Below are 24215 nucleotides of genomic sequence, written 5' to 3' on the forward strand. Positions count from 1 at the left end.
ATTGATCAATACTCTAAATTAAATGGTAATTTTTTATTCATATTATTGTTTTATTAGTCTTTTTATAATAAAATATCAACACTCAAACGATTTCGCAAAAAAACGACTCTTCGATAATTATATTATACCATTTTTTTTTCGAAATATTTATTACAACGTTTTAGGAATTTTGAAAACAGGGAAATTTCCTTAAATAAATTTTTATTAACACACAAACTAAACTTTATTATGAAAAAACTACTCTATTTAGGGTTGCTACTTTTTTTATGTCTACCCAGATTAGGTACTGCACAATCTGGAAGAAACCTCCCGTTTTCTTGGGATAATGTTACGGTTTACTTCCTTATTACCGATCGGTTTAATAATGGTGACCCAACTAATGATACTAGCTTTGATCGTCAAAAAAACAGTACAGCCAATGAACTTGATTTTCAGGGCGGAGATATACCTGGAGTTACGCAAAAAATTAAAGAAGGGTATTTTGATAAGCTTGGAGTAAGTGCTATCTGGGTGACTCCGGTAGTAGAGAACAGACATGGGTATATAGGTACCGAATTTAATGATTATCCATACCACGGGTATCATACCAATGACTGGACAGCATTTGATCCCAATTTCACCTCGGCAGCGCAGTTTGAAGAATTCATAGACACCGCTCATGACCATGGTATCAGAGTTTTGGTTGACATTGTTATGAACCATTCTGGCTATGTTACTTACAAAGATGTAAATGGTCAACGGATACCTGTGGATCAGGATTATCCTATAGATTGGGTACGATTACAATGCCAGGAAGAAGGAGAGCCTAGTAATGGAGAATTACCATGCGATGATTATACACAACCTCTTTATGGTTTACCCGACGTAAGAACAGAGTCTTTTAACTCCGTAAGCTTACCACAATGGTTAATAGATAAATGGGAAACTGAAGATAGAAAACAGCAGGAACTGGATGAACTGGATTCATATTTTGCAAGAACAGGTAAGCCAAGAGCTCCAAGATATTATTTGATTAAATGGTTAACCGATTGGGTTAGAGAATATGGGATTGATGGTTTTCGTGTGGATACGGAACGCCATGTGAGAGCTGATGTTTGGAAAGAGCTTAAAGAAGAAGCTGTGCTTGCACTAAGAGAATGGAAACAAAACAATCCTACCAAAAAACCAGATGATCTTGATTTTTATATGACAGGAGAAGACTCTTCTCTAAATATTAAAAATAATGTAAACGATCCGTTACCAGAAGATTTTACGGTAAGTAAGTTTAACAGTATGATCAACTTTAGGTCTCCGATAGAAGCGTATACCAATATGGGACAGGAAGAAATTTTTAGTTCTTTTGCTGCTAAGCTTAATCAGGATGCAGGATTCAATACTCCTGGCGAGTATAATATGATTAGTTACCTACGGTCTCATGATTTTAGTGAATTCTATTCGGGTAATATGTTTGAAGCAGCCGTAAAGTTATTATTGTCGCCAGGAGGTGCGCAAATCTACTACGGAGATGAATCAGGTAGACAGTTTTTTGATGCTGAAACTTATATAGATGCAGGGTATCGAGGCTTTATGAACTGGGATTCATTAGATGAGGCGATGTTGTTACACTGGAGAAAATTAGGAACATTTAGAAGAGAACATACTTCTGTTGGAGCTGGATCTCATCAGAAACTAAGCGATGCTCCGTACATTTTTAAGCGAGCGTATAATCGAAACGGAGAGAACGATAAGGTATTGGTATTCCAGGGACAGGATACTGATTTTGCTGGAGCACTAAATATTTTTGGAATGTGGCCTGATGGGACGGTGCTTAAAGATTATTTTTCGGATGAGACGGCAATAGTAACTGGCGGGACAGTAACTTTTGGAACTACTTTTGGAATTGTTTTAGTTGGAGAGCCTTTAGAAATTTCTGATTCTGTAACGCTTTCTGTAAATCCGATTTCAGGATTCTATACAGACGCAATAAATGTAGAAATGACTGCATCAACAACGGCACAAGCAGGTACAGTAGCTATTTTTTATACTACAGACGGTTCTGATCCTTCAGTTTCCAGTACTCAATATTCGAATCCATTTAATGTAACCTCAAATACATCGATAAAAGCAATAGCAGTAGATACTGATGGTAATAAATCAGATATAGTAACCAGAGATTACGTAATTGGAGATGGCACCCCATTTAATGTGTATTTCAAAAAACCAGCCACTTGGTCATCAGCGAATATGTACTTATTCAATGCAAATACTGGTGAGGCATTATCTGGATTCCCAGCGTGGCCAGGAGCAACTATGAACAGTGTTGAAGGAACTCCCTGGTTTACCTATAATATTAATCAGGAGGTGCAAGTTGGTATCGTATTCAATGATAATGGAGGAGAGCAAACTGATGATTTAACCAGAATCACAGAAGGGTGGTATGATAATCAGTGGTTTGATAATTGCCCAATCGATTGTCCAACAGAACCGGAACCACCGGTGTTAACAGTTTCTCCTGATTCAGGAACATTTAACGGAAGTGTAGTTGTAAGTATGAGTGCTACCAACTCTGGAACCATATATTATACATTAGACGGTTCTGTTCCCAATGAGACAAGTACCTTGTATTTTGGTAAATTCACTATAACATCTACCGGAGTTACCGAAGTAAATGCAATTGCTATAAACAATACAGGAAGTTCCGCTATAAGCAGCAGAACTTATACGATACAAGACACACCCGGATATACGGTAAACTTTAGAAAACCAGATAACTGGAGTACTGCATATATTTACTTATACGATAAGAATGCAAATACAACGATCCCTGGATTTCCTGCTTGGCCTGGAATAGAAATGACTGCATTAAGTAATTCCCCCTGGTTTGCTTTTGGTATAGATGAATCCTTTGAGGTTGGTATTGTGTTTAATGATAATGGAGGATCGCAAACGGATGATCTATCCAGAACTATAGATGGTTGGTATAATAATGGATGGACAGATACCTGTCCAGGAGAATGTCCGGGTATCGGACCAGATATTTCTTTTGATGTATATTTTAAGAAACCCTCTTCTTGGAATACTACATTTATCTACATTTATGATAAAAATACGAATGCGACAATACCTGGAGCTCCGTCTTGGCCTGGTGTGGAAATGAACACCATCAACGGTACACCTTGGTATTCTTATAAGGTAGATGAATCTGTTGAGGTAGGTATGGTTTTTAATGATAATGCGGGAGCACAGACAGATGATCTTTTTAGAACGACAGAAGGCTGGTATGATAATCAATGGTTTGATAATTGTCCAAGCGATTGTCCTTCTCCAGAAGAGATTAAAGTTTCTTTTACTGATAAAGCTCCAATAAACGATGCGCTGCAACTTGTAAAAGCTTGGCCAAATCCTTTTAATGAATTATTGACATTATCTTTTGAAGGCAATATGAAAGATAAGTTTTTAAGGATAGCGTTGTTTGAATTGGCAGGTAAGAAAACCAGTACCACACTTAAACAAGATACCAGAACAAATACAGTAACTATGAATACTGCAAATCTTCCAAAAGGGATTTATTTGCTAAAGATAATTTCTGATAAAAATGTGAAGGTGCTCAAAATGGTTAAATAAATAATTATTTTTCGGAATTAAAAACCTGTCGAGTGAGTGATTATCCTTGACAGGTTTCCTATTTTTATACTACGCAAAAGGATAAAGAAGGATTTTTTTATGTATTGATTCAGTGTATACTGTTCATTATGTATGTGATTCCAATATCGTATTTTAGAAGGTTTTGTTTTCCATCTATCAGTTATCTGTTTGTTGTCTTAATAATAACCGGAGGGATTCTAATTCTTGGTTCCATTTTACAGTTACGTGATCAATTATCTCCTTTTCCCGCTCCTTTGGATAATGGAGTCTTACTACAGAACGGATTTTTTAGATTTTCGCGACATCCTATTTATTCGGGAATACTGATAAGCAGTTTCTCATATACGTTATATAGTTGTTCTATATATAAAATTATAATTTCTACGGGTTTATTGATCGTATTAAATTTTAAAAGTTTTTATGAAGAGAAATTACTTTTAAAAAAATATGCAGAATATAAAAAGTATAAGAAAAGCGTAGGACGATTTTTTCCATGATTTTTTTAAAAGAACCCTCAATTTAATATACTTTTAGTTATAAGTGCTTGTTTCATAGTTGTTTAAATAAATTTCGTTTTGATAAAAAAAGTTTGGCACGTGTTTTGAATTTAATAAATCATTGATAACATACATAAGTTATGATATCGATAAAAATGATTATTAATTTAAAATAAAGAAATCATGACAAACTTCATTTCATTTAAAATCAACTGGAGTATTTTAAGAAAGTTTTTGCAAGAATTACCTGCGGCTAGCAGCCATGCAATTCATAGATAGACTTCCATAATCAAACTTCAAACAAAATGTTTACAAATTACTTTTAATAACTGGATATATACTATTATATCCAGTTTTTTCTTTCTGGCCAGGTCACATCGAAATAATTTTATTCTAACCTCATTGATGCGAATTAGACTAACATACGGCTAAGCCTTCGTTTTTATAACAAGGAACCATTGATAACCGCAGTGGTTTTCAGGGGTGTATTTCCACTGAATATCTGGGTGATTTTGCAGTCATAGTTTTTTAAATTTGAGATAACCAAAACACAGAACTATTCCATATTCATAAAGCCTATTTTATTGGTATCGAATATGTTATTTACTATTAAGACATCAATAGATTTATGATGTTCGGTAATAGTGTTACACACATTAATCTTAAAACTCGACAATGGCACTTCAGTCTAATATTCAATTATTCATTGGGGGAGTTTCTATAAAAGCATATAAGAAACTAACACTACAACAAGAAATAGACAATCATCATACGCTTGAAATATTATGCAGAAGAGATGTTTTGGAAAATAGTTCTGATCAAAATGAAGATGAAAGTAATGATTTCTTAGGGCAAACTATGCTCCTTTCTGTATCGGCCTTAGATGCAATGGATGTATATAAAGAATTAAAATTTAAGGGAGTGGTTACAGAAGTTAAAGTGACCAATGGTTTCCATCAGGCAATGGGAGATTCAATTTTGATTACGGCTAAAAGTAATTCAATATTAACAGACGATGGTCCACATTATGCATCGTTTAGTGATGAGAATTTAGAATCAATTCTTTCTAATGTTTTTCAAAAATACGACCGATCAAAATTGAATACTGTAATTGCTACAAGATTCAACAATAGCTTGCATTATTGTGTGCAACAAGGAGAAAGTAGTTTTGAATTTGCAAGTAGATTATCTGCTCAATATGGCGAATGGTTTTATTATGATGGAGAAAATTTAATATTTGGAGAACCTCAAAATTCGGAAGATGTTGTATTAACTTATGGATACGATCTACAAGAGTTTTCTAGGCGTTTACAACCCAGATCCAATAACTACTCTTTTTTTACTAATGATTATTTGAACAACGAAAAACATGAAGTAGGAACCTCAGAAATAACCAGTTCGATAAATGGGCATAATGGATTTGCTTCTAATAAGAGTAAAGAAATGTTTCCTCATAAAACTCAGGTATTTTTAAACACCTATAATGACACTCAGACAAAACAACGACTTGGTAATTTAGTGAAGGAACAAAAAAGGGCAGAAGAAATTAAACAGGTAGTCATAACCGGTAAAAGTGATAATCCTGGTGTTAGTTTAGGAAGAATAGTGAAAATAAAAGAAAAAAATAACGGTCAAGGAGTTTATAGAATTATCAAAATAACGCATACTGCAACTGAAAATGGAAAGTATATAAATCTTTTTGAAGGGGTTGCTGTAGATCAAGATGTTTATCCTAATACAAATATTTTTAAGACTCCCAAAAGTGAAACCCAAGTAGGCACAGTTACTGCTAATGATGATCCAGAAGGTATCGGTAGAATAAAAGTACAATTGCATTGGCAAAAACCACTGGGAGTATATACGCCTTGGCTTAGAGTTATGACTCCACATTCAGGGGGAGATAAAGGATTCCATTTTATTCCGGAAGTAGGAGAGGAGGTATTGATTGGTTTTGAAGGAGGCAATGCCGAAAGACCTTTTGTGATGGGTGCGTTGTATAATGGGGCTGCAAACCCAGCCTCTTGGAAAACCGATAAAAACAATGTGAAAGCTATCAGGACAAGAAGCGGTCATACGATAGAATTAAATGATACTGATAAAGGAGAGTTTATAACGATAAAAGATAAAAATGAAAATCTAATTCATATAGATACGGCCAATAATAATATGACCATTACGGCATTAGAGACTATGATATTGAATTCGAAAAATATGGAGATCAATGTAGATGAAAATTTAGATATTAATGTAGGTAATGATAAAACCGAGCATATTACTAAAACTCATAAAATTAATACAAGCAAGAGTATAGAATTTGTATCACAAACAAAATCGGTTAACGTTAATATGGCGTATATGCAATCTGCGGGTAGTACAAGTTTGATATCTGTGGCTGGAGATTTGACAATGCATGCCAAAGGTATTTCTACGTTACAAGGTAATTCTGATGTGAAAATTAGCAAAGGTTAGGTAATGAGAACATTTATAGAAGATCAAGTAGCATTTAGTATACTTCCTATCAGTGGAATAGTAAACTATCATCAAAAAATACATTCGGAAATTAACTGCCATAATCGCTTGGAACAGCAAAAGCTTACTAAAGATATGGAGGTACAGATTTTAGAATATAACCCTATGTTTTTTACAGTTAAAATTGTTACAAAAAATATAGAGATACAATTAGGCTCTTTACTTAAAAAACAAGAAAATTTAACCAAGGAAATTTATGGAATATTAAAAAGTATAGAATTTCGTATGAATTGGAAAGGAGAGTTAATCGAAATTCTAAACCATAGAGAAATTATAGATACTTGGAAGAATTATAAACCAAAATTAAAAGAAAGATATAGGGGGCAGGCAGTAGAACGTTACTTAATAGGAGTTGAAAAAAAAATACTCCAACACGATAAACTTCTTTTAGATTGTTTACAATATAGATTATATGGATTATTGTTCAATAATTTATTTGGTTACCATTCTAGTGATCCAAACGAAAGTCAAAGTAGAGTACGCGTACATGGAAATATGGTATATAAACTTCCTTTAAATGTAAGAGAAAGCATATCGCTTCTAAAAGAAGAAGAAGACAAAGTTATAATCGGTATTTCTGGAACTTTAAATGAAGAACAAGAATATGCTACAAAAATTAAAAATTTATTTAAAAGAAAAAATATTTCTAGTCCTGATGGAATTAAATTGACAGATTATAAAGGAACATATAAATACGATAAAAAAACAGGTGTTTTTGATAGTGTTGCTCTTAATATTGTGACAGAGTACGGTGAAAATTATAGAAAGATTCAGAATTACCAGTTAAAGCAAGAAGTTTAATAAAACAAAAGGTATGAGTGGAAAGAAATACGTTTGCAATGGTGCAAAAATCGAGTGTCCCTTATGTACCAAACCTATTGGAAAACTAAAGGTGACTTCTAACTCGATAAAATTGCAAGACAAAACCTGGGCGAATATTAAGGATAAAACAAAAGCTAATCTAAAATTCAGTGGTAAATGCATAAAAAGCCCAAAGCAAAAAATCCCCTGCAAGGCCATTATAGCTCCTATAAAATGGATAAATACTGGAGAGATTCTGATTCAAGGGAATAAAGCTTTATTAGAGTGTTCTACTATAAAATGTAGTTATGGTGGAGCAACTATTAAAATCAAAGATCACATTCAAATATCAGAACCAGAAGCTATAGAATCAACTGATGTAGATGGAATCACTCCAGATGAGCCCGTATCTAATACTTTAACGTCCTCAGAATTCTCGAATTAATTCACCTATGATACTTCAATTTGAAACCGATAGAGTAACCTTAAGTTTCTTGCCAGAAATAGGAATTATGCAAGATCAATATACCATAAAAGCATATGCAAAGAATCCATATTTAAATCAAGATACGATACTAATTTATACTTCTGATCCGATGCATATGAAGCCAGATAAAAACGCTTATTTTTTGGATATAGATTATTGGTATTATACCAGAGTTGCGAAGTACATAAATGACACAGAAAGTCCATTACCGACCTGTATAGATTTTTATTTCTCTATTTGTATTGGAAACGAAGAAAACTCAATTCCTAATCCATATAGGGTACATTTTATAAAGTATGTACCTGAGTTGTTAGAAATAGCAGGATATAAACAGGCAAAAAAAGTTCATAGTACTTGGTTTTGTTTACCATCAGAAAATAATACCGAAATGATAGATCCAGTAATTGATCTTATAGATTTTGCAACATTGCTGGAAACATCCTTATTGTTTAAAGATCTCTATCAAAAACATTGCGAAAAAGTTATAGCTCAAATATCTAGATCTAACAGAAATGACATCAAAAAATCTTTGGTTCATCAAGTACAGAAATTTATTGATATATACAGAGAAGACAAAACATATACTTTTGGAAGCATAAAAGCCACTTTAACAAATATAGATGATAATATTTTAGTGCCATTTTTTGATACCTTTCATTTTTATAATGCAACATTACAAGAACATCTTACTGATGGAATTGATGCTGAAATGGATGGTTTATTGTTTACAAATTGTTTATTAAGAGTAATTGCTTTTGGTAAAATAAGTAAAGAGGAAACTCATTTGGGTGTGCATATAGAACGTTTAGGTTTTTATCTAAAAGACCAATATACATTTAGAGAAGATAAAAATGAAACCTCCTTGGGCTATTGTGAAGTTATAGATAAGGAGAAAGTGGTTTTTAACAAGACACCAGTTATAAAAGAAGAGAGTTTTAAGATTACACCAGCTAGTTATAATAGCTATAGAAAAGATCATGAATTAAGAGGAGATTTTAATTGGTATTCCAGCATACATTTTGAAGATGTGTCTGTAAATCTTATTTTATAATTTATTAAAACATTTTAATATGTTACTATTAATAGCAGTGGTTGCAGTAGTTGCGGTAGTGGCGGTGTTTGCTTACCCAAATATAAAAGATACACTTATTCCATCTACACCAGATATTCCTGTTCCAGATACGGATATGGCTGCAGAAATAGAAGAAGTTTTACGAGGAATAGAAACAGAACCTGTAATACGTCCAGAAGCACGACCAGAAAATCTGGTTCCTGATAGTCAAGGAGCTGTAGAAGAACCAGAACCAGAAACTACTTCTGGAGAAACATCAGAAGAAGAACCAGTATCTGAGGAAAATGCAGAAGAATTATCGCATAATTGTACTGCCGCCAATAATGCTATGAAAGATGGGATTAATTGTGCCTATTTTGCTAAAGAAATATTTGTAGAAAAGGGAGAAGAAGTAGCAGGAACCTACGATGAATATAGATTTGGGAACGATAAGAACTATCCGGAAAATCAAGGAAATAAAGAAGGTGATGCGGAGTATATCTTAGAAAATACAAGAAGTATATTGAATGCTAAGAAAGAGTTTACAACGAACGAAGCCATTCTGAATGGTATTACTAAGGATACATATAGTAAGGGAGATACCATCAGTTTTATTACTTACAAAATGACTCCGGAATATGAAAAAATAGATAGCGCTCCCTTAAGCAGTGAAGTATTTATTGTAGCAAAAACTACGAATTTGGATGAAGAAACAGTTACGATTACCATACAGGAAAAAGAAGAATTATTGGTAGCCAAAGATGCGCCACTACCTGTTTTAGAAGTTCCGGAGGAAGATCAAGAAGAAGAGTCGAAAGAAAACCAAACCCATACTCGTAACGAGGCAAGAACGGGTGAGGATACAGGTTCAGATATAAGTTCCGAAACAGAAAGTACTGATACTACCCAAGAAGTAGAAATAGATTCGGGAACCTCTGAAACTGAAGCGGCAGATTCATCAGAAACAGAAGGAGAATCAGAAGAAAAAGATGCAGAAGAAAATGAGATAACGGAGATCAAAGTTATTGTAGAAGAAGGAATTGCTAAGAAGAAAATAAAATTACGTCCTAAATCTGCAGAAGAATTACAAACTTGGACAGAAAAACTAAAAGGTGGAACCGAAGACGGTATGCATACATACCAAGTGCAAGGTAAATTTACCGTAACTGGGGATGCAGATGCTATTGCTACAACTATCCAAAATAGAAGTAATAATGAACTAACAGATCATGTAGTAAAGAAGGAAGACATTGTAGAACTTTTGGCAGAAGGCGCTACATATAATAATACCACGTCTTTCGTGTTTCCTAAATATAAAAAAGGTTCACAAACTGAGCTTTTATGGTTAAAGGCGCACGCTAATGGAGTAGAAGAAGAGCATAATGAAACGTTTTTGGATGAGAGCAAAGACAAAGAAAATGATGATAGTTCGTATTTTAGAATAGGAGGATGTGATATCATTCATTGGGGAAATAAGTTCAATTGTGAAGAGAGAAAACGCGTGGTTCAAATGGCAAAAAACTTAGAACTTGCAGATAATGATCATATTGAAGGAGCAAATTGGTTGATGTCAATTATGGCTTTAGAAACTGGTAGAACATTTGATCCATCTATAACTAATAGTTTAGGGTATACAGGATTAATACAATTTGGGACTCCCGCTGCGACCGATTTAGGTACTACGACAGCTGCACTTCGGGAAATGACAGTTCTAGAGCAATTAGAATATGTGGAAAAATATTTTGAAACAAAAAAATCAAAATTAATTACATTAACTGATATTTATCTTGCCGTTTTATATCCTAATGCAACAGGGAATGGTAATAATCCTGATTATGTGGTTTTTGATGCAACAAGTTCAATTAGGTCTAGTAGAAGAGGGTATTCTCAAAATCCAGCATTCTTTTTTGAAGAAGAAGATAATGCAACGAATCCTAATGGTAAAACATATGTTTGGGAAATCGGAAGAAAAATACGAGAGTTTTATGATGAAGGAATACAACACAAAAATAAATGCGATTGTAACAATTCAGGTTGGCATGACCCAGTAGATAATCCTATGTCCACCAATTATATGCAAAGTGGAGGTGGTGGTGAATTAGGCAAAAAATGGGGTTTATTCGGAAATAGTATTAGAAACGGAAGTGCACATACTGGTTTAGATCTATTTGCTAAAACAGGTGAGAATATATATGCTTGTGTAGATGGAACAGTATATAACCGAAGATGGCACGGCGGATACGGAAATACAATTACGATTAAAGTGAAAGATTCGAAAGCATTTTTAACGTTAAAAAAATCGTATACATTAAACTCTTCTGATGAACAAAGATCAGGAAATAATTGGAATGAAAATGGAGATATTTATTTACTCTATGCTCATTTAGATAGTGTAAATGCACTTTCTTTTGGTGAAGAAGTCACTTCTGGTCAAATTTTAGGTAAAACAGGGAGATCAGGAATAACAGCGGGAACAACAGCACCCCATTTACATTTCGAAATTCTATGTCAGTATAGTTTTGGTGTTGGAACTGGTTATCGTATTAACCCAGGCTTTTTTGTACCTTATAAACATTATGATGATCAAAGTGAAGGGGATAAACAAGAGCAGACAGATGAAAAAAACAATGGTAAAGTTAAAGAGGTAAATGGCTCTGAAAAATTGGTCTATGGTAATATGGAAGGTTTTACTGAATAATATGAATACTATGAAAATAATAATTTTAAATCTATTAGTATATCTATTCATCTTAACTGGTTGTAAGCAACATAAGGATAATAAAGTAGAAGTCGTAAATAAAATAGCCAAAAAAGAAGTAAACATAACAGATGATTCTATCTATGAAGAAGTTAATTTAACAATACATAGAAACTATCAAAAAGAAATTAAAGAATTAAAGTTAGGGTATAAAACGCTTCAGATATTATTAAAATATATTGATGATCGAGCGTATTTACAAGGGTTAAATAAATCCGAAACCTTATTTACTTGGAATTTAGTGAACGTTAATTTTTATTACGATTCAACATATGAGGATGTCGAGAAAGATATTCACCTTTTAGTTACTCAAAAAGATTTGTCCAAAGGCTATATTTTACTTCCTTCTTTTACAGAGCAATATTCCGCCTATTCCTTATATCACTATGATAATAGCACCATTGATTATGTGGGAGAATATTCGATTAATACATTTGAAAAAGGAAAGTTTTATTTTGATAATAACTCTAAAGAATTATTCTGTAGGTCAAAAAATGAGAAGATTAAGATCAGGTTTATTGATACTTTAGCTCTTAGTATTCCTCAAGATAAAATTGATAGAGATATTCAAAAAATAAATAAAGAAGCCAACTCGATTTCTTCTTCCGATTCGATAAGTTTAATATCTCAAAAAGAAGTTAATTTAAACAAAAATTGGTTCGGCCTATATAGTTTTAAGCTATTAGATTTAGAAAGAATGGGGGAATCTCATAATATATCTTATCGGTTTTTTATAGGTGAAAAATTGTTTATTGAAACTACAATTGATGAATCTTCTACTAAAAAGTTTTATTGTGATATCGTAAAAATCACAAAAGACACTCTAATTATTCGAAAAGAAAAAAGTAACAAGGATTATACTTTGTTAAAAGATAAAGAGCAATATTTTATTTCTGGTGATGAGATCTATATGCTCAATCCTCCTAATGATAAATATTCCTTAACTAAAAACAAATAAGTAGTTTAGTTTATATTTCAGAAAGTGAACTTGGACATAAATTAATTCACGAAAGGATGGTAGTTTTCAGGGGATATTTTCTGTGGAAATCATGAATTGAACAGAAATATCAGTAGATGAACATGTTGCTTGTCAATAAGCAAAAGACAATCATTAAAAGAAAAATTGAGTGATGTAATTCTTAAATCGTACTAGATTGCAAAACGTCTAATCCACTAACCCCAGCCTTATGGCATGCTTAGCCAAACCTACCACATTTTTTACTTTGAGTTTAGAAATCAGACTGGTTCGATATCCTTCTATTGTATATTTACTTAAGAAGAGTTTATCGGCAATCTCTTGTGTAGTATATTCTTTGGCTATTAATCGAAGTATTTCTTTTTCTCTTTTACTTAATACGATTTCATTACTTTTATGTTGTTCAAACACACTCTTTGTATAGGCTTCTTTAATACTGTTCGAAAAATAGTTAGAACCTTTTAAAATAGTTTCTATAGCTTGTAAAAGTTCTTCTTTCTTAGCGTTTTTTGGTAAATATCCATTTACTTTAGCCTGTGTTAATTGATAAATACTTTGAGGGTCTGATGACATACTAACAATTAGTGTTTTGATTTCTGGGTGATGCTCTTTTATGTACTCGTTTAAAGTAATCCCATCCATCTTTGGCATATTAATATCTAATATTGCTAGATCAATCTGATCTGATGTATTGATGTCCAAATATTTTTTTAAATCCAATCCGTTACTAACAGTATACACGATCTCATAATCTGATTCGTGTGATAGAATACTCAGAAGACCATCTAAGAACATTTTATGATCATCAGCAACTACTAGTTTATATTTATTTTTTTTTGTCATTTACTATTGCAGGTATTTCAATCCGGATAGCTGTTCCTCGATTAATCGTAGAATCAATATCGATTTTTGCTTTTAATAACGATAAGCGTTTTTTTATATTTTGCAAACCAATGCCGGTGCTTTGTTTTTTAACATCAAAACCAATACCGTCATCTTCAAAAATAATTTCTATAGAATCACTATATGCATTTAGACATATCTCAATCACTTTAGCTTTAGCATGCTTTAAGGCATTGGTTATTAATTCCTGAATGATTTTAAATATTTCAACTTTTTGATTATCGTCTATATCATTAACTTTTTCTTCGGGATGTGGTATAAATGTGATTTCGGGATCTGTCACTTTTTCTATCGTCTTGATATAGTCGCTGATATAGTTTGTAAATGCTGTCTGATTAATTTTCTTCGGAATAAGATTATGTGATATCTCTCGTACTTGCTCATAAGTGTTATCAAGCTGATCAATAATAGCATCCTGTATGCCTTTATCTTTTTGAATATCTTTCATTTGTAATTTTATGGCAGCAAGGTTACCACCGATGCTATCGTGTAATTCTCTGGCAATTCTACTACGTTCTTCATTTTGGGCGATCACATACGTATTAGCAAGTTTTAGTTCTTGCTCTTTTAAGAAAGCTGTAATTTTCTGTTTATTAATTTCTTCTTTCTGAGCGTTATACTTGTTTTTTACCTGTAACTTTTGATAATACACCAGTAGTAAGCCAAGAATAGGAATAAGAACAATAATAAATCCAATAATATAAAACCGTTTCAATAATCGTTGCCGCCTAATTTCAGCCTTTTTAACGAGTTGATCTTCTTTTAGAACCAGAATTTCCTTCTCTTTTGTTGCCGTTTCATATTTCACTTCTAATTCGGTGATCTCTGTTCTTTGTTTCCTATTATTTAATGAATCCCTGAATACGTGGTATTGAAGTAAGGCTTCGTTAGATGCTTTGTAATCCTTTGCTTCTTTGTATACGATCGCTAGATTATCATAGATATTTTTCTGTATTTCCAGACTAGAAATCCCCTCAGCTTTAACTATAGAATTTTTAAGAGTTTGAATAGCTTCAGGATAGTTTCCCAAGATACCTACTACAAGTGCTTTATGTATTGTAGCATTCAAGCTTTTGTCTACAAAACCGTGTGCATCGGCAATCTGTTTACTTTTTTCGTAGTAATTGATAGCCTGTTGGTATTTTTTATTTTCGTACAGAACTGACCCTAAATTTAGAGCAATAGTGGCAGATACTTTTGGATCTTTTTCTGCCGGCATCATTTCAAAAGCTTTGAGAAAATATTGTTCAGCGTTTTCAAAATCTTTCTGCAAAAAATATATAGCGCCGATATTCACATAATTTCCATAAACTGCTTGTTCACTTTCGGCAGTATTAATACTTTCTTGTAAAAAACGTATAGCTTTATTGTATTCTTTTTTGTTAGCGTAGAGTAATCCTAAATCAGACTTTACCTTAACAATCATATCGTGATAGTCAATTTCTTCAGAAATCTTAAGGCTTTTATATAAAATCTCAATAGCATTATCCATTTGACCGCTTCTGCGAAAACTAGAGCCTAATAGACGGTATGCTTTGGCAAGATATTTTTTGTTTCTAAGATGAATCAGAGAAGCTCTGGTGTAGTACATCGAGGAATCTACTACACCAATAGAATTGAAATAGCTTCCTAAATAAAGTTTTGCCTTTGCTTTTATAGAGTCTTGATATTTTTTGTGTTTAGAAACTTTTGACAAAAGAGTATATGAATACGTTGGATTGGTGTCTAAAGAGTCAATAGCTTGATCGAGCTGCATTATTGCTGACTCCTGTCCAACACAGAGATAAGTACTCCAGAAGAATACTAGCATCAATTTTTTTTTCAGGTGTACACTATACATTTGGGCTTCTGTAATATACTAAATTGGTCTTATGTACGAAGGTAAAGATTACAATGTTAAATAATAATATTTATAAAAGTATTTAACTAGCACGAACATTTAATTAGATCGCTTACGATACAAAATATACATTAATTAATAGCAATTATTATTTACACAGAAAATAGTCTATCATTTAATAACTATTATTTAATACTTTAATCACCATAATCATTCAGTTAAGCTACAGAAGAGTAACATCGGTAACTAATTTATAATTTTTTGATTTAAAATAGCTTAGGTTTAGTTCAAAGATTATTAATTAAATTCAGTAAAATCATGAAAAGAAAGAATCTTAAAAGCTTGTCGTTAAAAAAATCTGTAATTTCTTCGATTGGAAAAAAACGGATAGTAGGAGGAGGGATTCCATGGGATGACAAAAAATTCACAAAAGAATGTCCGACTAATCCAACGGATTGTGCGACCTGTTTCCAATCTTGCGGAGCTACTTGTTAATTTTTAGAGCTAACCGGATATAAAATTTTCAAACATTCCGGTTAGTTTTATGAACTGCGAAAATCTCATAAGTAATCTAATTTTATTGATAAATATCTTTTGATATTTTGTCTTTTTTTATTTGATTAGCTAATCTTTTTTACAAAGAATACAGCGATATAGTTCAAGGAAAACATCTTGTTTTATTCCAAAAAAGTAACGAAGAATGTTCGCATCCTTCATATATAACCAGAAATGTAAATAATTACATTAGTAATTATACTCAATAAATTTTCAATGTATGAAATAACAACTTTTAGATAATTATAAAATGTAAGAAAGATTCTGCTTCATCAAGCGCAGAGCTTTTTCTTAATAGTACTGTAATAGTAAATGAAATATCTATTTTTCTTACCATGTAGTTGTCATAGTCAAGCTATAATTCTTATCCTACTTTAAAACAAAGTAAAGAGTACTAATTTTCTTTCCTAAAACCATCTTTGCGTCGTATCTTTATAGAGTAATTAGAATCCCATTCTTTCACTAAAAAAAATCTATGGAAAACCTTGATGCGGCAAGACTCCAGATGGCATTTACTTTAATATTTCACATTGTTTTTGCTTGTATTGGTATGGTGATGCCTTTTTTTATGGTAGTATCACATTATAGATGGCTTAAAACTAAAGATCAACTGTATTTAACCCTTACAAAAGCTTGGCAAAAAGGAGTCGCCATATTTTTTGTTACCGGCGCCGTTTCCGGGACTGCTTTGTCATTTGAATTAGGACTGCTTTGGCCTGAGTTTATGAAACACGCAGGCCCCATAATCGGAATGCCTTTTTCATTAGAAGGAGCAGCATTTTTTGTAGAAGCCATTGCGTTGGGATTCTATCTCTATGGCTGGAATAAATTACCAGAAAAATTTCACTGGTTTACAGGAGTTATTATTGGGGTGTCTGGAGTAGCTTCTGGTATTCTGGTAGTGGCTGCAAATGGTTGGATGAATTCTCCCAGTGGTTTTGATTATATCGACGGACAGTTTCTTAATATTGATCCGGTCGGAGCGATGCTCAATCCCGCTTGGTTTACTCAGGCATTGCATATGACTTTGGCAGCCTTTACAGCTACTGGATTTGCAGTAGCTGGGATTCACGCATATCAGGTTTTTAAAGGTAGAAAAGTAGCTTTGCATACCAAAGCGTTTAAGATAGCAATCACTTTTGGAGCAATTGCAGCAATATTACAACCCATTAGTGGCGATATCTCGGCAAAGGATATCGCAGAAAGACAACCAGTAAAACTAGCAGCCATGGAAGCACATTACAATACAGAAAAAGGAGCTCCATTATATATCGGCGGTATTGTAAATGCTGAGACACAAGAAGTGAAGTATAAAGTAGCTATTCCTGGTATGTTATCTTTTTTAGCATTCGGAGATTTTGATGCTGAGGTTAAAGGATTAAATGATTTCCCTGAAGATGAACACCCTAATGTACCGATTGTTCATTATGCATTTCAGACAATGGTAGGTATTGGAGGGATTTTGATGGTAGCCGGATTATTGTATTTCGTTTCCTTAAAGAAGAAAAAATGGTTTAAAAACAATAAGTATTGGATACTTTTTGTATGCTTGGCGCCTATAGGGTTTATTGCCTTAGAAGCCGGTTGGATTGTAACCGAAGTTGGACGACAACCCTGGATCATTCATAAAATCATGCGTACCAAAGATGCAGTAACACCAATGCCCGGAATTGTATTTAGTTTTTATACTTATATCGCAGTGTATGTTACTTTGTCTGTGGCTGTTACTTGGTTGATGATACGTCAGATCAAAGTCCTTAACGCTGAAAAATAATTGGTTTATGGTATATGTTGTATTATTTTTTTTGATATTTTCCTTGTACTTATATGTGGTGCTGGGTGGAGCAGATTATGGAGCTGGGATTGTAGAATTGTTTTCCTCAGAAGAGAATCAAAAAATTACTAAAAAAACAATTTATAGAGTGATGGGACCCGTTTGGGAAGCAAACCATATCTGGATCATCATCCTAATTGTAATATTATGGATTGCTTTCCCTGTATATTATAATATACTGGTAGTGAATCTTCATATTCCTTTGACAATCGTTCTATTAGGGGTTACACTTAGAGGTGTTGCTTTTGTATTTAGACATTATGATGCAGTAATTGATAATTCTCAGAAATTATACGATACCATGTTTAAAATATCCAGTTTGATTACTCCCGTATTTCTGGGAATGGTTTTTGGAGCATTGATAAGTGGAAAAATTAAATTTACGGAGGATATAAGTACCCTAAGTTTTTATGAAGTGTTTGTGCATCCTTGGTGTAATATTTTTAGTATTTTGGTAGGGGTATTTTTTGCAGCATTATGTGCATTTTTATCTGCTGTTTTATTGATTGGAGAATCCGAAGACGGAAAAGATAATATTTATATTAGAAAAGCAGCCATCGCCACTATTGTTGTTTTTTTGACAGGATTGGTTACTTTCATTTATGGATATGCCAATAACTACGTGTTTGTAAATGGGTTTATTCAAAATTTTTATGCTGTTTCTGCTATGGTCGTTTCAGGTTTATTGTTAATTCCTTTGTGGTTTACTATAAAAAAGGAGAGGAGGGTTTTAAGTAGGTTTTTTGCAGGGCTTCAAGTGTTTCTTATTTTACTTGCTGCGCTACTTTCTCATTTTCCCAATATTATCATTGCAGAATCTCATAGTGTCAATTTGTTAGAAAATATCGCACCAGATAGTGTCATTAATGTATTAGGAATTTCTTTGATCTTAGGTGGCGCAATAATTCTTCCCGGATTGTTTCATTTATTAAAATCATTCAAAATGATTAAGATTTTAGAATAGCGTAATAATCCTTCAGTTTAATAAAAGTATTTTTATATTTGTCACCCAATTTCGGGTAGTAGCTTAGTCCGGTTAAAGTGCTGGTCTGGGGGACCAGAGATCGGAGGTTCGAATCCTCTCTACCCGACAAAAAAATCCAATTGCGAAAGCATTTGGATTTTCTATTTTTAAAAACAGCACCAAGTTTGCTTATCGTTAGGTTTTTTACAATAAAAAAGACTTAGTAAGATCAATAAAGGGAATCCGTAACCAAGTTATATTTCTAAAAATATAAACGTTAAAAAAATATTTTTTCTTTAGTCTTAAACTCCATAATTTGAAGAATAAGCAAACAAAGAATAGTTTTTTATATATTAGCCTCAGTATTTTTACTTTTTATTTTGAAAAATTCAGATACACAGGGGGAAATAGAATTTGAAATGCTCTTTAACGAGCATTGGCACAAGTTGTATGCCTTTGCCTACAATATTCTCAAGGAAAAGGAAGCAGCAGAGGATTGTATTCAAAATGTTTTTGTTGACTATTGGAAACGCCATAAGAAAACAGAAGTGTTGAATGCAAAAGCCTATTTGTACCAATCCGTTAAATATCAATGTGCTAGATCGCTCACCAAACAAAAGAGATTTAATTATTCGTTTGATTTAGGTAAACTGATTACAGAACAGGATTTCTTTATAGAAGAGAAAGTACGATCTGAAAATGAAGCTTTAAAGGAATTGTATCATCAAATAAGCTTATTACCCGAAAAATGTCAACAGGTATTTCGTTTCAGTAAATTTGATAAAAAATCGAATAAAGAAATAGCTTCAGAATTAGGGATCTCTGTGAGCACTGTTGAAAACCATATGAATAAGGCGCTCAAATTACTTCGCAACTCGCTACCAGAACATCTATATGTGATTCTCTTACTATTACTATAAAAGTTAAAAATGTGTTAAAAAACATTGTTTGAATAGGTGTTTTTGATGTTTAAGGTACTTAGCTTATAAATATAGTGAGATGAGTTATCCTGAAAATATTAACAAATTACTTGATAAGTATTATAAAAAAGAGTGTAATAGTCAAGAAAAACAAATAGTAGAGCGTTTTTTCTTAAAGCTTCAGGAAAATGGTATTTCTGCTTCAGAAGTAAAAAAAGATCTTCATTTAAAAAATAAGATCTATAGAAATATAGAGCAAAGCATAACACCTAGAAAAAGATGGTGGATTCAAACTAGTGCAGCGGCGGTTATTATAGTGCTCATTTCTTCAGTGGTACTTACTCAATTTTTTAGGTCTTCAGATAATTCTGTAGAATATTTAATAGCAAAAGCCGATTATGGAGAACAATTAAAAGTGATTCTAAGTGATTCATCTGTAGTGTATCTTAATTCTGGGAGCTCTATTGAGTACCCTAAAACCTTTAATAACATAGAGAAAAGAAATGTAAAGCTACAAGGAGAAGGCTTTTTTGAAGTAACTAAAGATAAAGAAAAGCCCTTTATTGTCTCATCTGGTAATATTATAACCAAAGTCTTAGGGACAAAATTTGTGATAAGTAATTTTAAAACAAATACTCCTTCAGTTATTGTATCAGAGGGCAAAGTCAATGTGTCAAAAAACTCCGATAGTAATATTTCTGTGGATATACTTTCTAATGAAAAAGTAGTATTCAACTCGGATAAAAATGAGTTTACAAAATCTATCGTTAACTCTGATAATTATGATGCCTGGATTTATGGTGACGTAGTTTTCAATGATTCTAATTTATCAGACATAGCAGAAAAACTGAGCAGACGATTTAACCTTGATGTTAAAACTAATTCGGAGGAGAATTCTAATTGTTTAATAACCGGAAGATACACAGGAGATGATCTTCCAGAGCTTCTGGGAAGTATTCAATTTATAAATGGGTTAGAGTATAAGTATAACGGTACTGTTCTAGAACTAAAGGGAGTAGATTGTAACTCTAATTAATTCGAAATCTAAATAAAAAAATGTTCAGATAAGCGTCGCGAACTTTCTGGATGTAACCTGATATATCAATAATCTTATAGAACTGATTGAAGTTTTTCAAATAGTAATTGATGAAGACGTATATATCATTTGTGAAAATCAATGTATAACACAGACAAAATTTAATTCATATTAGTATGATAATAAAAAACAAGAGAGGTAGGCTCGCGATGATAACAGGTATGCTTTGTTTAGTCACAGCATCTGTTATGGGAAATGAAGTTTTTTTTCAAAATTTCGAAAAAACTTTTCTAAAGCTATCCTTAGAGAATAAAAATGTAACTGATTTTTTTAAAGAAATAGAGAAACAAACCAAATTTACTTTTGTGTATTCAAGTGATGTAAGAGTACTTAAAAAAAGGATCACTATAAAAAAGAACAAAATTAGTGTAAAAGATGCCTTAGAAATTTTGGTAGAAAAAGCCAATCTGAGATATATGGTTTCAGGAAATACGATTTCCATAAAAATAAAAAAAAGGCAACTAAATTTAGAGTCAAAATCTATTCAACAAAAGGTCAGAGGAACAGTTACTGACCAGAACGGAATGCCACTACCAGGCGCAAATGTCTTAGTGAAAAACACAGCCAATGGTGTGGTAACTAATTTTGATGGAAACTATTCTATTGATGTAAAACCAAAAGATATTCTTCAGTTCTCGTATGTAGGCTATATAAGCAAAGAGGTGTTGATCGTTAGTCAGACAACAATTAATATTGCTTTAGAAGAAGATATCAGTGGGCTAGAGCAAATAGTAGTGATAGGATACGGAAGCTCTAGTAAAAGAGAGCTTACCTCTTCTGTGACTTCTTTGAGTGCATCGGATGTATTAGAAAATAAACCATTTTCTAATGTAGAACAATCGTTAAATGGTAAACTTGCAGGTGTACAGGTAATTGAATCTTCAGGAAGTCCGGGAAGTGGAGTTTCTGTTAGAATTAGAGGAGTTAATTCTATATCTGCTGGTAATGAACCGCTCTACATTATTGATGGTGTTCAGGTGATTAATACAGAAGGACTAAATCCAGGGGATATCGAATCCATATCGATCTTAAAAGATGCCTCTGCTACATCCATATATGGAGCAAGAGCATCTAATGGAGTTGTGTTAATAACTACCAAAAGAGGGGCGATAGGGGATTCGTCAGTTGATTTTTCCACATATTATGGAGAAGATCGAATTATCAATACATTATCCGTTCTAAATTCCGAACAATATATTGATTATGTAAATACGGCAAGAATCAATGCAGGTCAATCTCCAATTACGGATCCTTTTAATAACCAGTTTAATACAGATTGGCAAAAAGAGTTATACGATCCTGCAAACTTACAGAACTATCAGATTTCTTTTAAAGGAGGATCTGACAATGGGAACTATTATATTTCTGGAGGGTACCAAAATGAAAATGGAACCATTGAGACGACGGGATTTAAACGATATTCTATACGAGCGAATCTGGATAGGAATATGTTTGAGAGTTTTAAGGTAGGTACTAGTATAGCACTAACCAGAACTAATTTTGATGTCATTAACGATAATGAAAGAATCAATCGAGGGGGTGTGGTGCTAGGTGCATTACAAACTCCGCCTATCATACCTATCCAAAATGAAGACGGGACTTATCCATTAAATCCATTTCAGGCGTTAGATAATCCAATCGCTATTATTAGAGGAGAAAATAGGGAGTTTCAAACCTATAAAGCCTTGATGAATCTATATGGAGAATATATATTTCCATTTGGTATGGTCTTTAAAAGCTCATTTGGTGTGGATTACAGCAATTCTAAATTTAATAGGTTTGTGGACCCCTTTACAACAGGTAATGGAAGGGCTACCGAAGGAGAAGCAGAAACACGTACATTTTTGGAAACCATTTGGACTTGGGAAAATACGCTTAACTATAAGTTTACCCTTCAGGATGAAATCAATTTTGATTTTTTATTGGGAACGTCTGCGCAGAAATCTAGATTCGAATCTACATTTTTATTAGGAAGAGGCTTTGCCAACAGTTCGGTTACTACAGCAGAAGGAGCAGCAGAACCTATTGATGTCGGAGAGCAGATAGGAGAATGGTCTAACAATTCATATTTCTTAAGAACAAATATCAATTATCTAAAAAAATATTTTCTCTCATCATCGATTAGAACAGATGGATCCTCGCGATTCGGTCCTGGAAATCGATATGCAATCTTTCCTTCAATTTCTGTAGCGTGGTTGGTGTCAGATGAATATCTTTTAAAAGATTCTTCTTGGCTTACTAATCTAAAAATAAGATATAGTTATGGGGTTACTGGTAATCAGTTTATTGGCAACTATGATTGGTATGGTTTATATGGTTTAGGGTCTAATTATGTCATTAATGGAGAAATAATTCCTGGTGCATTTCCTTCTCAGGTACAAAATGAAGCACTAAAATGGGAGTCGACAAAACAACATAATATTGGGATTGATATTGGATTGTTTAGTAACAGAATCACGATAAATACAGATATATATCATAAGAATACAACAGATATGTTAATTTTTACTCAGTTACCGGCTACCACTGGATTTGGTGGGGCCAGACAAAATATTGGTACGATGACAAATAAAGGAATTGAAGTAGGACTTAATGTAAATGCTCTAAAATCTCCTGATGTCTCCTGGAATATTAATGCCAATTATTATAGAAATATTAACGAAGTAACAAACCTCAATGGAGAAACGATTTTTGGCGGTTTCGTAAATGATCAAGGTAATGTTGGTAAAATAGAAGAAGGTGAGGCGGTAGGAAACTTTTTTGGGTATGTTTCTCAAGGAATTGATCCAGATACAGGTAATATCATATTTGCAGATCTTGATGATAACGGAATCATTAATGATGAAGATCGAACCATTATCGGTAATTCGTTACCAGACTTTTCTTGGGGAGTTACAAACACGCTTGGGTATAAAGGTTTTGAGTTGATAGCTTTTTTTCAAGGTGTTGAAGGGCAAGATATTTATAATGCAACTCGATTCGAACTAGAAAGCTTAGCAACTTTTAAAAATCAAAGTATTACTGCATTAGATCGTTGGACACCTGAAAATAGAGATGGTACCCTACCTATTGCTATTTTTGGAGACCCAAATGGTAATGGAAGAGCTTCTACACGCTGGATTGAAGACGGATCTTATATCAAACTTAGAGAGCTTACACTTTCTTACACGTTTCCTACGAGTTGGATAGAAAAGTTAAAATTGTCTAACCTAAGAATTTATGCGCAAGGTAGAAATTTATACACCTGGACAGATTATTCTGGTTATGACCCCGAAGTGAGTAGGGATGGAGGAAGTGTGGTGTCTGCCAACATAGATTATGGAACATATCCCCAAGTAAAAACATATATAGCAGGACTGAATTTAAGTTTCTAAAATTTT

16 protein-coding genes and 1 tRNA gene are annotated in these 24215 nt (G+C 33.0%); 15 read left to right on the plus strand and 2 right to left on the minus strand.

Annotated elements, in window-relative coordinates; all coding sequences use genetic code 11:
• The first annotated feature begins 228 nt into the window (after positions 1–228).
• The 8 genes from ACWGOQ_RS23090 (at position 229) to ACWGOQ_RS23125 (ending at position 12705) form a co-directional block, all read left to right on the plus strand.
• The gene (locus tag ACWGOQ_RS23090; protein WP_452060132.1) at positions 229–3603 is read left to right on the plus strand and encodes a starch-binding protein; all 3375 of its coding nucleotides are present in this window, start codon (positions 229–231) and stop codon (positions 3601–3603) included.
• Between the two features lie 104 nt (positions 3604–3707).
• Entirely contained in the window at positions 3708–4121 is a 414-nt protein-coding gene (locus ACWGOQ_RS23095; protein WP_452060131.1) for a methyltransferase family protein, read from the plus strand.
• 675 nt (positions 4122–4796) lie between these two features.
• Positions 4797–6590 (plus strand): type VI secretion system Vgr family protein, encoded by a 1794-nt coding sequence (locus tag ACWGOQ_RS23100; protein WP_452060130.1) that lies wholly within the window; start codon positions 4797–4799, stop codon positions 6588–6590.
• A gap of 3 nt (positions 6591–6593) precedes the next feature.
• Positions 6594–7451: a hypothetical protein gene (locus tag ACWGOQ_RS23105; RefSeq protein WP_452060129.1), complete on the plus strand. Its 858-nt coding sequence runs from the start codon at positions 6594–6596 to the stop codon at positions 7449–7451.
• Positions 7452–7464: 13 nt separating this feature from the next.
• A complete protein-coding gene (locus ACWGOQ_RS23110; RefSeq protein ID WP_452060128.1) occupies positions 7465–7896 on the plus strand; it encodes a DUF4280 domain-containing protein in 432 nt (143 codons plus the stop codon).
• Between the two features lie 7 nt (positions 7897–7903).
• A complete protein-coding gene (locus ACWGOQ_RS23115; RefSeq protein ID WP_452060127.1) occupies positions 7904–8989 on the plus strand; it encodes a DUF6402 family protein in 1086 nt (361 codons plus the stop codon).
• Between the two features lie 19 nt (positions 8990–9008).
• On the plus strand, positions 9009–11687 hold the full coding sequence (locus tag ACWGOQ_RS23120; RefSeq protein WP_452060126.1) for a M23 family metallopeptidase: 2679 nt from the start codon (positions 9009–9011) through the stop codon (positions 11685–11687).
• 10 nt (positions 11688–11697) lie between these two features.
• The gene (locus tag ACWGOQ_RS23125; RefSeq protein ID WP_452060125.1) at positions 11698–12705 is read left to right on the plus strand and encodes a hypothetical protein; all 1008 of its coding nucleotides are present in this window, start codon (positions 11698–11700) and stop codon (positions 12703–12705) included.
• A 207-nt stretch (positions 12706–12912) separates the two neighbouring features.
• Here ACWGOQ_RS23125 and ACWGOQ_RS23130 read toward each other — a convergent pair whose 3' ends face one another.
• On the minus strand, positions 12913–13566 hold the full coding sequence (locus tag ACWGOQ_RS23130) for a response regulator (protein WP_452060124.1): 654 nt from the start codon (positions 13564–13566) through the stop codon (positions 12913–12915).
• A complete protein-coding gene (locus ACWGOQ_RS23135; protein WP_452060123.1) occupies positions 13550–15436 on the minus strand; it encodes a tetratricopeptide repeat-containing sensor histidine kinase in 1887 nt (628 codons plus the stop codon). Before ACWGOQ_RS23135 ends, ACWGOQ_RS23130 begins: the two co-directional genes overlap by 17 nt.
• 348 nt (positions 15437–15784) lie before the next feature.
• Here ACWGOQ_RS23135 and ACWGOQ_RS23140 point away from each other — a divergent pair, with 348 nt between their 5' ends.
• The 7 genes from ACWGOQ_RS23140 (at position 15785) to ACWGOQ_RS23170 (ending at position 24209) form a co-directional block, all read left to right on the plus strand.
• Entirely contained in the window at positions 15785–15961 is a 177-nt protein-coding gene (locus ACWGOQ_RS23140) for a hypothetical protein (protein WP_452060122.1), read from the plus strand.
• Between the two features lie 535 nt (positions 15962–16496).
• The gene (locus ACWGOQ_RS23145) at positions 16497–17795 is read left to right on the plus strand and encodes a cytochrome ubiquinol oxidase subunit I (RefSeq protein WP_452060121.1); all 1299 of its coding nucleotides are present in this window, start codon (positions 16497–16499) and stop codon (positions 17793–17795) included.
• Between the two features lie 7 nt (positions 17796–17802).
• Positions 17803–18819: a cytochrome d ubiquinol oxidase subunit II gene (locus ACWGOQ_RS23150; RefSeq protein ID WP_452060120.1), complete on the plus strand. Its 1017-nt coding sequence runs from the start codon at positions 17803–17805 to the stop codon at positions 18817–18819.
• Between the two features lie 52 nt (positions 18820–18871).
• Positions 18872–18946: transfer RNA gene (locus ACWGOQ_RS23155), tRNA-Pro, on the plus strand.
• A gap of 253 nt (positions 18947–19199) precedes the next feature.
• Entirely contained in the window at positions 19200–19739 is a 540-nt protein-coding gene (locus tag ACWGOQ_RS23160) for an RNA polymerase sigma factor (protein ID WP_452060119.1), read from the plus strand.
• Positions 19740–19818: 79 nt separating this feature from the next.
• Positions 19819–20775, plus strand: coding sequence for a FecR family protein (locus tag ACWGOQ_RS23165; protein ID WP_452060118.1), 957 nt, complete (start codon positions 19819–19821; stop codon positions 20773–20775).
• A 176-nt stretch (positions 20776–20951) separates the two neighbouring features.
• Positions 20952–24209: a TonB-dependent receptor gene (locus ACWGOQ_RS23170; protein ID WP_452060117.1), complete on the plus strand. Its 3258-nt coding sequence runs from the start codon at positions 20952–20954 to the stop codon at positions 24207–24209.
• Positions 24210–24215 lie beyond the last annotated feature (6 nt).

Source organism: Aquimarina ulvae (assembly GCF_053613295.3).